The organism is Plantactinospora sp. DSM 117369 (assembly GCF_053764795.1).
On record NZ_CM132446.1, the window covers coordinates 5,878,250 to 5,894,700 of the forward strand.

Genomic DNA, 16,451 nt, shown 5'->3' on the forward strand with positions numbered 1-16,451 from the left:
ATCGGGCGTCGGTTGAACTACTTGAGGTCGCCGAACTCGCTGTCGATGAAGGCGAGCAGCTCGGCCGCCGTGGCCGAGCCGAGCAGGGCCTCGTCGGTTTCCGCGGGTGGGTCGGCCGGGCCGTCGAGTCTGTGCAGGATCCCGCGCAGCCGCAGAACGATCTCACCGTGGCCGGCCTCCCCCGCGCCGATCGTGGCGGCGGTCTGCTCCAGCCGGTCTAGGTCGCGCATGACCCGCGCCAGCGGGCTCTCCTCCTCGGGTACGGCCAGGCTCACGAGTCGGGCGGCCAGGGCGACCGGAGTCGGGTGGTCGAACACGAGGGTGGCGGGTACCGCCAGACCGGTCGACGCACGGATACGGTTGCGCAACTCCACACCGGTCAGCGAGTCGAAGCCCATCTCCTTGAACGCCTGCTCCGGCTCAACCGCGTCGGCGGTGGTGTGCCCGAGTACGGCGGCGGTGTGGGTCCGGACCAGGTTCACCGCCAGACGTTGCCGGGCTGGTGGCGGCAGTTCCCGCAGCCGGGCGTCGAAGGTCTGCGCCGTGGCCATGCCCTCGACCCGCGCGATGACCGGCCGGCGGGCCCGTACCAACCCGTGGAACAGGGCCGGAACCGTCTCGGTGGCCGACCGGGTACGCAGCGACGCGAGGTCCAGCCGGATCGGCACCAGTGCGGCGCGGCCGCTGTCGAGGGCGGCGTCGAACAGCGCGACGCCCTGCGCCGTGCTCAGCGGCACCACTCCGTCCCGGCTCATCCGCCGCCGGTCGCGCCCGTCCAGCCCGGCGGTCATGCCGCCGGCCTGCTCCCACATACCCCACGCCAGCGAGGTCGCGGGGAGGCCGCGCGACCTCCGATACTCGGCGAGCCCGTCGAGAAACGCGTTCGCGGCGGCGTAGTTGCCCTGCCCGGCGCCGCCGAGCGTCGCCGACGCGGACGAGAACAGCACGAACATGTCGAGGTCGAGGTGTTCCGTCAGCCGGTGCAGATGCCACGCGCCGTCGAGCTTCGGGCGCAGCACGGCGGCGAGCCGTCCCGGGTTCAGGGAGGTCAACACGCCGTCGTCGAGCACGCCGGCGGCGTGTACCACGCCGGCTAGGCGGTGGTGTTCGCGGATCGAGTCCAGCATCCGCGCGACGGCGCGCTCGTCGCCGACGTCGCACCGGACCACCGTCACCTCGGCGCCCATCCGGGCCAGGTCGACGCGCAGCCTGTCCACCTCCGCCCCGGCCGTCGCCCGGCGGCCGGCCAGGACCACGTGCCGCAGGCCGTGGCCGGTGGCGAGGTGCCCGGCGATCAGGACGCCGAGGGAACCGGTACCGCCGGTGACCAGTACCGCGTCGTCCGGGCCGAACCGATGGCCCGGGTTGAGCACTGCCTTGCCCACGATGCCGGCCTGACTGAGTGCCCGGAACGCCTCGGGCGCCCGGCGGGCGTCCCAGCGCGTGACCGGAAGAGGGCGCAACGCGCCGCGCTCGAACAACTCGAGCAGTTCGGTGAGTATCTCGCCGACCCGGTCGGGGCCGGCGTCACTTAGGTCGAATGTGCGGTACCGGACGCCGGGGTGGGCCGCCGCGACGTCGGCGCCGTCCCGGATGTCGGCCTTGCCCATCTCGACGAACCGGCCGGCGCCGTCGAGCAGTCCGAGTGACGCGTCGACGTACGCGCCCGCCAGCGAGTTGAGTACCACGTCGACGCCACGACCGCCGGTTGTCTCCCGGATCCGTTCGGCGAACGTCAGATCCCGCGACGAGGCGATGTGCGCGTCGTCGAGGCCCGCCTTTCGCAGGGTGTCCCACTTGGGCGTGCTCGCCGTGCCGAAGACCTCGGCACCGAGATGGCCGGCGATCTGCGTGGCGGCCATACCGACGCCACCGGCGGCGGCGTGGACCAGCACCGTCTCCCCCGCCCGGAGCCCGGCCAGGTCGCACAGCCCGTAGTAGGCGGTCACGAACGCCACCGGCACCGATGCCGCCTGTTCGAAGGACCAACCCTCCGGGATCCGGACCACTGTGCGGTGGTCGGCCACGGCGACCGGGCCGAACGCGCCGCCGAACAGACCCATCACCCGGTCTCCGGGCGCCAGCCCGGTCACGCCGACGCCGACCGCCGAGACCACACCGGCGCCTTCGATGCCGAGGCCGCCCTCACCGGGATACATGTCCAGCGCGATCAGCACGTCGCGGAAGTTGACCCCGGCCGCCAGGACGTCGACGCGTACCTCGCCGGGGGCCAGCGACCGCTCCACCTCCGGCGCCGGCACCAGGCGCAGGTTGGCCAGGCTGCCGCGCCCGGTGGTGTCGAGACGCCACGGCCCCGTCGTTGCCGGGGCCGGCAGGGCGGCTGGCTGGTCCACCCGGGCCAGCCGTCGGGCGTACCGCCGGCCGTCACGTACCGCCACCTCGGGTTCGGCGCCGTGCAACGTCGCGACCAGTGACTGCGCCGACCACCGGTTGTCGACATCGATCAACGAGATCCGGTCCGGGTTCTCCGTCCGCGCCGACCGCACCAGGCCGGTGACCGGAAGGTGCACCAGGTTGACCGGAACATCGGATTCGACGGCGGCGGCATTGCGGGTCACCACGGTCAGCCCGCCGGACGACAGGCGCCCGTCGGCGAGCCAACCCTGGATCGCGGCGAGGACCTGTCCGGTGAGGTCGTGCGCCGCCGAGGTGAGGCCATCGCCGCCGGCGTCCACCGGTGGACAGAGCACGACCACCCGTCCGGGCGTGGGCGCGCCGGCATCGAGCGCCGCGGAGAGCGCGCCGAGGTCGGGGTACCGGGCGACGGATCCGTCCACGTCGTCTGGTACCTCACCGGTGCCGACGAGCGCCCACGACAGCGCCGGCAGCGGTTCGTCGGCCGGTTCCAGCGGCTTCCATTCGACCTGGAACAGGCAGTCGTCCAGCGCGACGGAGCCCGGCCGGATCTGCTCCGGTGTGACGGGCCGGAGCGCCAGGGATCCGACGGTCACCACCGGCGAGCCGGTGGTGTCGCTGGCCGTCAACGTCACCGTGCCCGCACCACGCTTTTCCAGGCGTACCCGCAACGCGCCCGCCCCCGTCGCGTGCAGCCGTACTCCGCTCCAGCAGAACGGCATCCGGGCCGGCGCGTCCGGGTCGCCCTGGCCGATCGGGTGCAGGGCAGCGTCGAGCAGTGCCGGGTGGATGCCGAACCGGGCTGCGTCCGGCGCGACGTCGGCGGGAAGTTCCACCTCGGCGAAGAACTCGTCGCCTCGTCGCCAGGCTCGGCGCAGTCCCCGGAACCCGGGACCGTAGTGGAACCCGGCCGCCGCCAACCGCTCGTAGTAACCGTCGAGCGTGACCGGTCGGGCATCGCGCGGGGGCCACACGTCGTCGGCGGGCGGCGGTGGGGGGTCCGCCGGTGTCGGGGCGAGCGTCCCGGTGGCGTGCCGGATCCAGGGTTCCTCGCCCGGATCGTCGGAGCGGGAGTACACACCGACCGATCGCCGGCCGTTGTTGTCGTCGGCGTGCGCAACGACGAGTTGCACACGCACGGCACCGCGCTCCGGCAGGACGAGGGGTGCCTCCAGGGTGAGTTCCTCCATCTCGTCACAGCCGAGCCGCTCGCCCGCCGACAACGCCAGTTCCACGAAGGCGGTGCCGGGCAGCAGGACCGAGCCGAGTACCTCGTGGTGCGCCAGCCACGGATGGTCGGCGGCCGACAGCCGGCCGGTGAACAGCGTCTCGCCGCCGGTCGCCGACGAGATCCAGGCGCCGAGCATCGGATGTCCGGACGGGGCGAGGCCGGCGGCGGCCACTTCGCTGGCGGCGCCGGACGGGCGGGGCCAGTAGCGTTCGTGCCGGAAGGCGTAGGTGGGCAGCTCGACCGGTTCGGAAACGGACTCGGGCAGCACCGCCGACCAGTCCACCCGGGCACCCCGGACGAACACGCCGGCCAGTGCGGACAGCAGGGCGGGGATCTCCGGCTGGCCGGTGCGCAGCAGGGGCGCGACGGCTACCTTCTCGCCTTCGTCGTCGAGGCAGTCACGGACCAGCGCCGCGAGGACCCCGTCCGGACCTAACTCGACAAAGCCGCCGATGGCCTGCCCGGCCAGCGTCCGGACCCCGTCGGCGAACCGTACGGCGCCGCGCACCTGGCGCACCCAGTAGTCGGGAGAGCACAACTCGTCGGCTGTCGCGACCCGGCCGGACAGGTTCGACACGACCGGTAGTACCGGCGGCGCGAACGTCACGCCGGCCAGCACCTCGCGGAACCCGGCGAGCATCGGCTCCATCAACGGCGAGTGGAAGGCGTGGCTCACGGTGAGACGTTTCGTGCGCCGGCCCAGGTCGGCGAAGCGCCGCTCGACCCCGTCCACCGCCTCCTCGGTGCCGGACAGCACCACCGACCGCGGGGCGTTGACCGCTGCCAACGACAGGTCACCGTCGTGCCGGGCCAGCACCGGCCCGACCTCGGTCTCGTCGGCCTCGATCGCGACCATCGCGCCGCCGTCCGGCAGCGCCTGCATGAACCGGCCACGCGCCGCGACCACGGCACAGGCGTCCGGGAGCGTCCACACCCCGGCCAGATAGGCGGCCACCAGTTCGCCGACCGAGTGCCCCAACAGGTACTCCGGTCGTACTCCGGCGTGTTCGAGCAGCCGGAACAGCGCCACCTCCAGGGCGAACAGACCGGCCTGGGCGTACTCGGTACGGTCGAGCGGACTCTCGTCGTCCTGATGGCCGAACACCACGTCCCGCAAGGGGCGGTGCAGGTGACCGTCCATTTCCAGGCACACCTCGTCGAAGGCGGACGCGAACACGGGGAACCGCTGGTACAGCTCCCGCCCCATCCCCACGCGCTGCGAGCCCTGGCCGGTGAACAGGAACGCGAGGCCGCCCGGGCGGCTCTCACCCACCGTCAGGCCAGCCGCCTCCGTACCCTGGGACAGCGCGTTCAGGCCGGCGAGCAGGTCGTCCCGACGGTCGCCGACCAGCACTGCGCGGTGTTCGAGCGCCGCGCGGGTCGTCGCCAGGGCCCAGCCGACGGCGGTCGCCGTGGCACCCCCGTCGCCGCTCACCGCAGCGGCGAGCCGGGCCCCCTGTGCCCGCAGGCCGTTCGCGGTCCGGCCGGAGACGATCCAGGCGGTGACGCCCTTCTCCGGCCCGCTCTCCTCCGGCCCGCTCTCCTCCGGCCCGCTCTCCTCCGGCGCCTGCTCAACAATCACATGAGCATTAGTCCCACTAATACCAAAAGACGACACACCCGCCCGCCGCGGCCGACCCGACACCGGCCACTCCCGCGCCTCCGACAACAACCGCACCCCACCAGAAGACCAATCCACAAACGACGACGGAACACCCACAAACAACGTCGACGGCAACACCCCGAAACGCATCGCCAACACCATCTTGATCACACCAGCAACACCCGCAGCCGCCTGCGTATGACCCAAATTCGACTTCACCGACCCCAACCACAACGGCCGATCAACAGCCCGACCCCGCCCATACGTCGCCAACAACGCCTGCGCCTCAACCGGATCACCCAACGCCGTACCCGTACCATGCCCCTCCACCACATCCACATCCCCCGACACCAAACCCGCACCCGCCAACGCCTCCCGAATCACCCGCTGCTGCGCCAAACCACTCGGCGCCGACAACCCATTCGACGCCCCATCCTGATTCACCGCCGAACCCCGAACCACCCCCAACACACGCCGACCACCACGACGCGCATCCGACAACCGCTCCAACAACAAAACCCCCACACCCTCCCCCCAACCCGTACCATCCGCACCATCCCCGAACGCCTTACACCGACCATCAGGAGCAAGACCGCCCTGCCGGGAGAACGCGACGAAGGCATTTGGCGTGGCCATCACCGCCACCCCGCCCACCAGTGCCAGGTCGGACTCGCCGGATCGCAGTGAGCCGGCGGCGGTGTGCAGGGCGACCAGCGAGGACGAGCAGGCCGTGTCGATCGTCACCGCCGGACCCTCCAGGCCCAGCGCGTACGCGACCCGGCCGGACAACACGCTGCCGGCCGCGCCGGTGAGCAGGTAGTCGTAGCCGTCGTCGGTGCCGGTGAGCAGCCCCGCGTAGTCCTGCGACGAGCCGCCCACGAACACTCCGGTGCGGCTGCCGCGCAACGAGAGCGGATCGATTCCAGCCCGCTCCAACGCCTCCCAGGACGTCTCCAACAACAGCCGCTGCTGCGGGTCCATCGCCACCGCCTCTCGCGGCGACACGCCGAAGAAGCCGGCGTCGAACCCTGTCGCGTCGTCCAGGAAGGAACCCCGGCGTACCGAGGGTCCCCCGGTCCGACCGGCCTCCAACTCGTCGAGGCGGGCAAGGTCCCAGCCACGGTCGGAGGGGAACGGACCGACCGTGTCACGCTCCTCGACCAGCAGCTGCCACAACTCCTCGGGACTGTTCACCCCGCCGGGGAACCGGCATCCGATCCCGATGATCGCCAACGGCTCATCGGGTACCCGCTCGACCGGTACCGGCGCCACCTCGTCGGCCTCGACGGCGCCGACCAGCTCGGCCTGTAGGTACGCGGCCACGGCCGCCGGAACGGGATGATCGAAGACCAACGTCGCGGGCAGCCGCAGACCGCTCGCGGCGTTCAGCCGGTTCCGCAGCTCGATGGCGGTCAGCGAGTCCAGACCGAGGTCCCTGAAGGGCTTGGACTCGCCCACCGCGTCGACATCGGTGTGCCCGAGGACGGCCGCCGTCTCCGACCGCACCAGGTCGAGCAGTACCCGGCCGCGCTCCGTCCCGGTCAGCTCGGCGATCCGCCGGCGCAGCTCGTGGCCAACCGTCGAGGCCACGTCGCCGTCCCGGTCGTCCACGTTCAGGATGGCGGCGACCTCGGGGATGCCCTCGATCAGGGGGCGGCGGCGAGCCAGCGTGAAGGTCGAGACGAAACTGGCCCAGTCCATGTCGGTCACCGTCACCGACGTCTCGTCGGACTCCAGCACCCGGCGGAGTGCCGCGAGTGCCAGCGCCGGAGCCATCATCCGCACCCCGATACGAGTCAGTACCGAGCCGAGCCTGTCGTCGACCATTCCGCCGTCCGCCCAGCCGCCCCACGACACGCAGGTGGCGGGCTCGCCCCGGCCGCGACGGTGGCCGGCGAGCGCGTCGAGATAGGCGTTCGCGGCGGCGTACGCGCCGTTGCCGGCGCTGCCCCACACCGCCGCCCCGGACGAGAACAACACGAAGGCGTCCAGTGGCTGCCCGGCGAGCAACTCGTCGAGATTCCGGGCACCGGCCACCTTCGCCGACATCGTGTCAGCCAGCTCGTCGAGACCGGTGTCGGCGACGGGCAGCGACCGGCTCACCCCGGCCGCGTGAAACACGGCGGTCGGCGGGTGATCGGCCAGCAGTCCCGCCAGGGCCCGTCGATCGGTCACGTCGCAGGCCGCGATGGCCACCTCGGCACCCAGTTCGCGCAGCTGGGCGGCGAGTCCGGGCGCCCCCGGCGATTCCATCCCCCGCCGGCTGACCAGCACCAGTCGGGACGCGCCGTTTCCGGCGAGCCAGCGGGCGAGGTGGGCACCGACGCCGCCGGTACCGCCGGTGACGAGGATGGTGCCCCGTGGCCGCCAGGCCGGGGCGGGCCGCTGGTGCGGCGCACGCACCAGGCGACGAACATAGACGCCGGAGGGGCGTACGGCGATTTCCTGTTCGTCGTAGTCGCCGACGAGCAGGGCGCAGAACCGGTCCGCCGCCCGTTCGTCCCAGCCGCCGGCCACGTCGACCAGCCCGATCCACCGTTGCGGCTGTTCCAGTCCGGCCACCCGGCCCAACGCCCACACCGGGGCCTGGACCCAGCCGGTCCCCGGATCGGCTGGTTCGACCAGCATCGCGTCCCGGGTGACCCACCACAGCGGTACGGTGATCCCGGCACGGTCCAGGGCCCGGGTAAGTACCAGGGACGCCGCCAGTCCGGCCGGGACTACAGCGCGGCCGGGGTGGGGTTCCTCGGCCCACGGCAGCAGGGAGACGATGCCCGCCACCCCGGACCCGCCCACCATAGCCGCTTCCAGCGCACCGGCCATGTCGTCCACGTCGACCGACGCGGCGTCCACCACCACCGGCCGGACATCGGCCCCGCGCGCGGCCATCGCCTCCGCCAGGGCCTCCACCGTCGGCGTGCCGGCCGACGAGGTTTCGCCGGGCGACCGCGCGGCGAGCAGGAGCCAGCTACCCGACAGTGCGGCTGTCGACGTCGGCACGACCTTCCAGGTCACCCGGTACCGCCAGGAGTCCACCACCGACGTCTCGCGCTGCCGGTGCCGCCACGACGACAGCACCGGAAGCGCCGCCTCCACCACATCACGCTGATCCGGACCGGCGCCGAGGAGCTCGGTCAGGGCGGCCGGGTCGGACTGCTCCACCGCCGCCCAGAACGGCGCGTCGGCCGCGTCCGTACCGTCGCCGCCGGTCGCGTCCCGATCGTCCGGACGGGCCCAGAACCGTCGCCGTTGGAAGGCGTACGTCGGCAGTTCCACCTGCCTCGCTCCGGTGCCGTCGAACACCGGTGCCCAGTCGACCTCGACCCCTCGGACGAAGACCTCGGCCAGCGACCGGAGCAGCCGGTACGAGTCGTCCTCGTCGCGGCGGAGGGACCCCAGCGCCGCGCTCCGGTCCGGCGCGATTTCGTCCAGGACCTCCTGGAGCCCGGGCACCAGCACCGGGTGCGGACTGACCTCCACGTACGTGCGCAGGTCCGCGCCGACCATCGTCCGTACCGCGTGGTCGAACCCGACCGTCGCCCGCAGGTTGCGGTACCAGTACTCGGCGTCCAGGGCGGTGGTGTCCAGCCAATCACCGGTCACCGTGGAGAAGAAGGGCACCTGCCCGGGGTTCGGACGGATCTCCGCGAGCACTTGGACCAGCTCGTCACGGATCGCCTCCACCTGACCGGAGTGGGAGGCGTAGTCGACCGTCACCCGCCGTGTCCGGAGGCCCTCGACGGAACACCGTTCGACCAGTTCGTCGAGCGCGTCGGGATCGCCTGAGACCACGACGGAACGGGGACCGTTGACCACCGCGAGCGACAGCCGACCTTCGGAGCGGTCGAGCAGGTCACGGAGCTGGTCAGCCGGTGCGGCGACGGCGACCATCCCGCCACGGCCGGCCAGTTCCCGCGCGATGAGTCGTGCGCGCAGCGCCACCACCCGGGCGCCGTCCTCGATCGACAGCGCCCCGGCGACGCACGCCGCGGCGATCTCACCCTGCGAGTGCCCGACCACCGCCGCCGGTGCTACGCCGTGCGCGCGCCACCAGTCCGCCAACGAGACCATCACGGCCCACAGGGCGGGCTGGACGACGTCGACCCGGTCGAGCGGGGGCGCCCCGGCGGCACCTCGGATCACGTCGACCAGCGACCAGTCGACCAGTGGCGCCAGGGCACGCGCGCACGCGTCCATCCGGGCGGCGAACGCCGGCGAGGACTCCAGCAGTCCAACCGCCATGCCGATCCACTGGGCGCCCTGGCCGGGGAAGACGAAGACGACCCGCCCGTCCGAGTCCGCCTGTCCGCGTACGACGTCGGGTGCGAGGGTACCGTCGGCGAGTGCCGTCAGACCGGCCGTCAACCGGGCCCGGTCACCGATCACGACCGCGCGGAAACCCATCCGGGTACGGGTGGTGGCGAGCGAGTAGCCGATGTCGACATGACGCGGTGCGGGTTCGATGGACGTGACAGGGGCGCTGGGCCTGACGGATTCGGCGTGGACGTGTTCGATCAGTCGCCGGGCCTGCGCGCGTAGCGCGGCTTCGTCGTGACCGGAGACGATCCAGGCGGTGACGCCCTTCTCCGGCCCACTCTCCTCCGGCCCGCTCTCCTCCGGCCCGCTCTCCTCCGGCGCCTGCTCAACAATCACATGAGCATTAGTCCCACTAATACCAAAAGACGACACACCCGCCCGCCGCGGCCGACCCGACACCGGCCACTCCCGCGCCTCCGACAACAACCGCACCCCACCAGAAGACCAATCCACAAACGACGACGGAACACCCACAAACAACGTCGACGGCAACACCCCGAAACGCATCGCCAACACCATCTTGATCACACCAGCAACACCCGCAGCCGCCTGCGTATGACCCAAATTCGACTTCACCGACCCCAACCACAACGGCCGATCAACAGCCCGACCCCGCCCATACGTCGCCAACAACGCCTGCGCCTCAACCGGATCACCCAACGCCGTCCCCGTACCATGCCCCTCCACCACATCCACATCCCCCGACACCAAACCCGCACCCGCCAACGCCTCCCGAATCACCCGCTGCTGCGCCAAACCACTCGGCGCCGACAACCCATTCGACGCCCCATCCTGATTCACCGCCGAACCCCGAACCACCCCCAACACACGCCGACCACCACGACGCGCATCCGACAACCGCTCCAACAACAAAACCCCCACACCCTCCCCCCAACCCGTACCATCCGCACCATCCCCGAACGCCTTACACCGACCATCAGGAGCAAGACCGCGCTGTTCGGCGAACGACACGAACAGGCCGGGTCCCGACATGATCATTGCGCCGGCGGCGATGCCCAGGGTGGATTCCCCCCGCCGGAGCGACTGGACCGCCAGGTGCAGGGCGACCAGCGAGGACGAGCAGGCCGTGTCGATCGTCACCGCCGGACCCTCCAGGCCGAACGTGTACGCGATCCGGCCGGAGGCCACGCTCGTCAGGTTGCCGGTCAGCAGGTGTCCGCTCAGCTCACGCGACGCGTCGTGCAGACGGGGGGCGTAGTCCTGGGAGGCGAGACCGGCGAACACACCGGTACGCGTCCCACGCAACGAGAGTGGATCGATCCCGGCGCGCTCGAACGCCTCCCAGGACGTCTCCAACAGCAGCCGCTGCTGCGGGTCCATCGCGAGCGCCTCGCGCGGGCTGATGCCGAAGGGTGCCGGGTCGAACTCGTCCGCGTCGTGCACGAAGCCGCCGCGCCAGGTGTAGGTCCGCCCGGGGGTGCCGGGTTCGGGCGAGTACAGCGCGTCGAGGTCCCAGCCACGGTTGCGCGGCGGGTCGGAGATGGCGCAACCCTCGTTGATCACCAAATCCCAGAGCTGTTCCGGGGTGCTGATCCCGCCGGGCAGCCGGCAACTCATTCCGATGATCGCGATCGGCTCGTCGTCGTCGACCCTGACCTCGGACACGGTGGCCGCCGCAGGGCCGGTACCGGTAAGGACACCGTCGAGATACTCGGCCACCGCTCGCGGCGTCGGGTAGTCGAACACCAGCGTGGTCGGCAGCCGCAGCCCGGTCGCGCCGCCGAGCCGGTTACGCAGGTCCACGGCCATCAGGGAGTCGATACCCGCCGATCCGAACGTGGTGCCCGGTGACGGTACCCCGTCCGTCCCCCGGCCGACCAGGGCGGCGACGCCCGCACGAACGAGTTCAACCAACTCGCGGTGACGCTCTCCGGTGGACAGCGGTGCCAGCCGGGCACGCAACGCCTGCCCGGCGTCGGCCGCTGCGCCGGGGCGTCCGTCGGCCGGTACCGGTCCGTTGGTCGCCGGTGGCTCCGCCTGGCTACGGAACGGGTAGCCGGGCAGCCGGACCCTGCGGGCGGCGGTGTCGGCGAACGGGGCTCGCAGGTCGACGTCGGCACCGTGCGTGTACGCCTCGGCCAGGGAGCTCAGGAACCGTCCGAAACCAGGATCCGACCTGCGCAGCGTCCCTAGTACGAGCGTGCCGACACCGGCCGTGTCGCAGGTTTCCTCGACGTCGGGGGCAACGACCGGATGTGGGCTGACCTCGACGAGCATCCGGAAGCCTGCGGCGAGGACGGCGCGCGTGGTCGTCTCGAACTCGAACGGGTCGCGCAGGTTCCGCGCCCAGTACCGGGCGTCGAGTTCGCCGGTGTCGACCGGACCGCCGACGGCGCACGAGTAGAACGGCGTGTGCGAGGCGCGTGGCCGGATCGGCGCCAGGAGTTCCACCAGGCGCTCTTCGATCGCGTCGATGTGCCCGGAGTGCGCGGCGTACCCGAGCGACAGCCGGCGGGCTTGGACGGACATCGCCTCCGCCTGGGCGAGCACGGCATCGAGCGCCTCCGTGTCGCCGGAGATGACGACGCTGCCGGGGCCGTTCACGCCGGCGACCGTGAGCCGTTCACCCCAGGGCCGCAGCAGCGGGACCACCCGGTCCGGCGCGATCCGGAGGGCCGCCATGTCCCCACGACCGGCGACCTCCATCAGCGTGTGCCCGATGACGGTGGCGACCCGGGCGCCGTCGTCCAGCGACAGCGCGCCGGTGAAACAGGCGGCCGAGATCTCACCGATGCTGTGCCCCACGACGGCATCCGGTGTGAAGCCGAAGCTGCGCCACAGCTCGGCCAGGGCGAGCGTGACGGCGAACCACACCGGCTGGAGCACGCCCACCTGGCCGATCGGCGGTGCGCCGGGCGAACCGCGGAGCACGTCCGGGAGGGACCAGTCGACCAGCGGCGCCAGCGCTGCGGCGCACTCGTCGATCTGTGCGCGGAACACGGGCACCGCGTCGAGAAGTTCCGTGGCCATGCCCGGCCAGTGCGACCCGATACCCGGGAACACGAGAGCGGCCGGAACCCGATCTGGCGCATCGCCACGTGACACGCCAGCAGCGTCCTCCCCGGAGGCCAGTGCCGAGACACCGGCGAGCAGGGTGGCGTGGTCGTGGCCGACGACGGCGCCGCGCCGGGCGAACCGGGCACGGCCAACCGCCAGCGTGTACCCCACGTCGCGCAGGGACACGGCCGGATTCTCCATCAGGTGGTCGCGCAGCCGCGCCGCCTGTGCGCGCAGGACGCCCTCGTCGCGCCCGGAGACCGCCCAGATCGTCGCCGGCGGGCCCACCGTCGATGCGGCGTACGGCGGGACCGGCGCGGTCCACGGTGACAGGGTGATCGCGAACGGGCCGGTGGCCATTTCGATGTCCGAGCCGGCGCGGAGGGACCGAAGGGCGTCGACCGCCTCGTTCGCGCCACTGGCGGCGCTCGCGCGAGCCGGGTCGGGGTCCGCCGCGTCCGTGGTCGACGTGGCCGCGCGCAGCACACCGTCGATCACATCGTGGTTGGCGACCGCGTGGGCGAGCGGCTTGAGTACGACCACCGCGGCCTCGGCGCCGCGCTCCGGACCGGTCGATCGGTGCGCGGCGCAGGCGTCGGCGAAGTCGACGCCGCAGACCAGGGCGACATCGGCCGCACCCGCGTCCAGGGCGGCGAGTGCGGCGTGCATAGCCGCAAGAAACGGGTACGTCCGGACGTCGAGCGTGGCGGTCGGGCCGCCGAGGCCCAGTACGCCGGCCATCTCCTCGGCCAGCGACCAGGACAGGTCGACGTCGGCCGGAACGGGATCGTGCCCGGCCGGTCCGTTGTCGCCGTCCATCGGCCCGGTCAGGACAAAGAGCCCGATCCGTTCGTGACCGGGTGCGGACGGAACAACCCCGGCCTGCTCCAGGGCCGCCCAACACACCTCCAGGCCCACCTGACCACGTGGATCGGTCGTCACCCGGTCGGCGGCGTCGGTGCCGAGGAAGCCTGGATCGAAGGCGACCGGGCAGCCGCAGGTCGCCTCGCCCGCCGCATCGGCGGGCGGTACGGCGGCGACCAGCCGCCGTACCGACCCGACCACCGCAGCGGCGCCCCGGAGCCCGGGTGAGGTGGCGGATACCGACCCTGTCCCTGTCGTCATATCTCGTCACCGCTCTCTTCATGAACGGACAACCCGACATCGCCGTACGCCCGCGAGACGTGCCAGGCGGTGACCGTCAAGATGGCCGGGAGTTGACATCTGCGGGCCAGGCACTCGTAGGGACCGCCGAGGTGGCGCCGACAGTTGCCGCACGCCGAACGCCATGGACGGCGCCCGCCGAAACACAATGCCCGACCCGAACATTGCGCCCAAGCATGGAGGCATCCGGAGCAGCACCCAACCCCTAGCGGACCCCTGATCCGGCCGGCAATAGCGCGCCGCCCGGCGCCGCCCCGCGTCGTCGTCGGCCATCCGCGCCAACCGGGATCGGAATACCTCGGCTTCCCGTCCGCCACCCCTAGAGACCCCTATAGCCCCTAACAACATACGGCCGGAACGACTTTGACCCTTACATCTACGCCACAATCTTGCCCCGCCGCCGACGGCGCCATAGCCTCGCCAGGCGAAGCTTTCCATGTCAACGCCCGGCGTATTCCAATCTCGAGCCGCAGGAGTCCATGTTCATGAGCAGTGTCGAGTCCACCACGACAGAGCCGGCCGCCGCGCCGACGGAGCTGGTACTAGTCGAGCCACCGGTAGCGGAGCAAATGCGCGGCCTGGATTTCCTGCTGGGTACGTTCCAATGCGAATGGACCATCGTGATGGACACCCCGCCCAGGACCGGCACGGTCGTGTGGAGTGCCGAGCACCTTCTTGACGGTCACTATGTCCGGCAGGTGCAGCACATGGAGGGCCCACCTCGGCTGAACGCCCACTGGGTGTTCGGGTGGAACCAGGTGCTGGGCAACTTCGCCGCCTACTACTACGACGACTGGGGCAACCAGGGATACACCACGTCCCCCGGATGGGAAGAGGACGGAAAACTCAAGTTCACCGGGCAGTACAGCGCATTCGGAAAGCCGCACCTCTGCCGGGAGGAATTCGAGGTGGTCGACGAGAACCACTTCACGAAGCGGGGGTACGTCCACCTGGAGGGCGAATGGGTGCACGCCGACGTCATCGAGTGCCGCCGCGTCTGAATCGTCGGCGCGCCCGAGTCGTCGATGCTCCCACCGGCAGCCGGCCGGCGAGCGGCTCACCCTCCCGACCAGGACCTCGATGCCCAACCGGGGCCGCATGTCGCCCACCGTCCCTAGGAGTACCGCAGTGAACAGCACCGAGCAGCAGGTGCGGGACTACCCGTTCAGCACGCCGACCGCCCTCGACCTCGACCCCATCTACGCCCACCTCACCGAGCACGAGCCGGTGAGCCGGGTACACATGCCCTACGGCGGTGACGCCTGGCTGGCGACCGGTTACCACGAGGTCAAGAGCGTGCTCACCGACCCTCGGTTCAGTCGCCAGGCTGTCATCGGCGCGGACTTTCCGCGGACCATGCCGATCCGCATCGAGGACGCGATGCTCGGCATCATGGATCCCCCCGACCACACTCGAATTCGACGGCTGGTAGCCACGGCGTTCACCGCGCGTCACATCGAACGGGTCCGTCCGTACGTGCAGAACACCGTGGACGAGCTGCTGGACCGGATGGTCAAGGAGGGGCAGCCTGGCGACCTGGTCCGCACCGTCGCCGAGGACCTGCCGATGACGGTGACGTGTGAGCTGCTCGGCATCCCGCCGGAGGATCGCAACGACCAGTTCCGGGTCTGGCGCGACGCCATCCTCAGCATCGACGCGGTGCCGCCGGAGGAGGTCGGCGCGGCGATGCAGTCGCTCATGATGTCGATCATCGGCATGATCGGTTCCCGCCGCGAGCAGCCGACGGACGACCTGGTGAGCGCGTTGGTACGGGCGCACGACGACAACGACCGGCTGTCCGAACCTGAGCTGATCAATATCATCGCGACTCTGCTGATCGGCGGCATGGGCTCCACGTTCAGCCAGATCGCCAACTTCGCGTACACCCTGCTGAGCCGGCCAGAGCTGGTCGATCGGCTCCGGACCCGTCCGGAGATCCTGCCCCGCGCCCTGGAGGAACTCCAGCGGTACACGCCGCTGGGTGCCTCGGTGGGGTTCCCGCACATCGCCAAGGAGGATCTCGAACTGGGCGGCGTGCTGATACGCGCCGGCGAAGGCGTACTCCTGGAGGTCGCCGCCGCCAACCGCGACCCCCGCGTCTTCGACCGCCCGCAGGACCTCGACTTCACCCGCGAGCCCAACCCCCATCTGGCGTTCGGATTCGGCATGCACCACTGCGTGGGCGCGCAACTCGCGCGGATCGAGCTCCAGGTCACCTTCGAGACCCTGCTGCGACGCTTCCCGGGGCTGCGGCTGGCCGTCCCCGCGCAGGACGTCGCCTGGCGGTCCGGCGGCCTGACCCGGTGCCCGCAGAGCCTGCCCGTCGCGTGGTGAGGGCGCCGCGATGAAGGAGCCCGAATGGCACGTCTCGGTTGACCGGGACAGCTGCCGCGGCTCGGGGGTGTGCGTGTACGAGGCGGCGGATCGGTTCCGGCTCGACGACGGTGTCTCCTCGCCCACGTCGGAGCTGATCGGAACGGACCCGAGGGTCCATCGCGCCGCCGACTTCTGCCCCACCTCAGCGATCCTGGTACGGGATGCGAGGACGGGTGCAGTCGTCGCGCCGACCGAAGGCGCCCCGACCGGCACCGTCACCCACTGAACCTTTTCAACCTGAACCACGCGGCGCTCGCGCACCGCGTCTGACCTTGCGGTCCACCGCACCGCAAGGGGAGGTTGAAAAAGGTTCACTGGTAGCGGTTCCTTCGTCTCGAACAGCAGTACCGGCCGTGCCCGGGCTCG

3 protein-coding genes and 1 pseudogene are annotated in these 16,451 nt (G+C 71.3%); 3 read left to right on the forward strand and 1 reads right to left on the reverse strand.

The window, feature by feature from the left end; genetic code table 11:
• Positions 1-17: 17 nt before the first annotated feature.
• Positions 18-13,562, reverse strand: a pseudogene (locus ACSMXO_RS25535) (type I polyketide synthase); the annotation flags it as partial.
• 632 nt (positions 13,563-14,194) lie between these two features.
• Between ACSMXO_RS25535 and ACSMXO_RS25540 the strand changes: the two are divergent.
• From ACSMXO_RS25540 to ACSMXO_RS25550, 3 genes are all read left to right on the forward strand, one after another.
• Positions 14,195-14,710 carry a DUF1579 family protein gene (locus tag ACSMXO_RS25540; protein WP_455414087.1) on the forward strand — a complete coding sequence of 172 codons (516 nt, stop codon included), beginning with the start codon at positions 14,195-14,197 and terminating at the stop codon, positions 14,708-14,710.
• A 127-nt stretch (positions 14,711-14,837) separates the two neighbouring features.
• Entirely contained in the window at positions 14,838-16,043 is a 1,206-nt protein-coding gene (locus ACSMXO_RS25545) for a cytochrome P450 (protein WP_455414088.1), read from the forward strand.
• Between the two features lie 10 nt (positions 16,044-16,053).
• Complete coding sequence (locus ACSMXO_RS25550) at positions 16,054-16,311, forward strand: ferredoxin (protein WP_455414089.1); 258 nt, start codon at positions 16,054-16,056, stop codon at positions 16,309-16,311.
• Positions 16,312-16,451 lie beyond the last annotated feature (140 nt).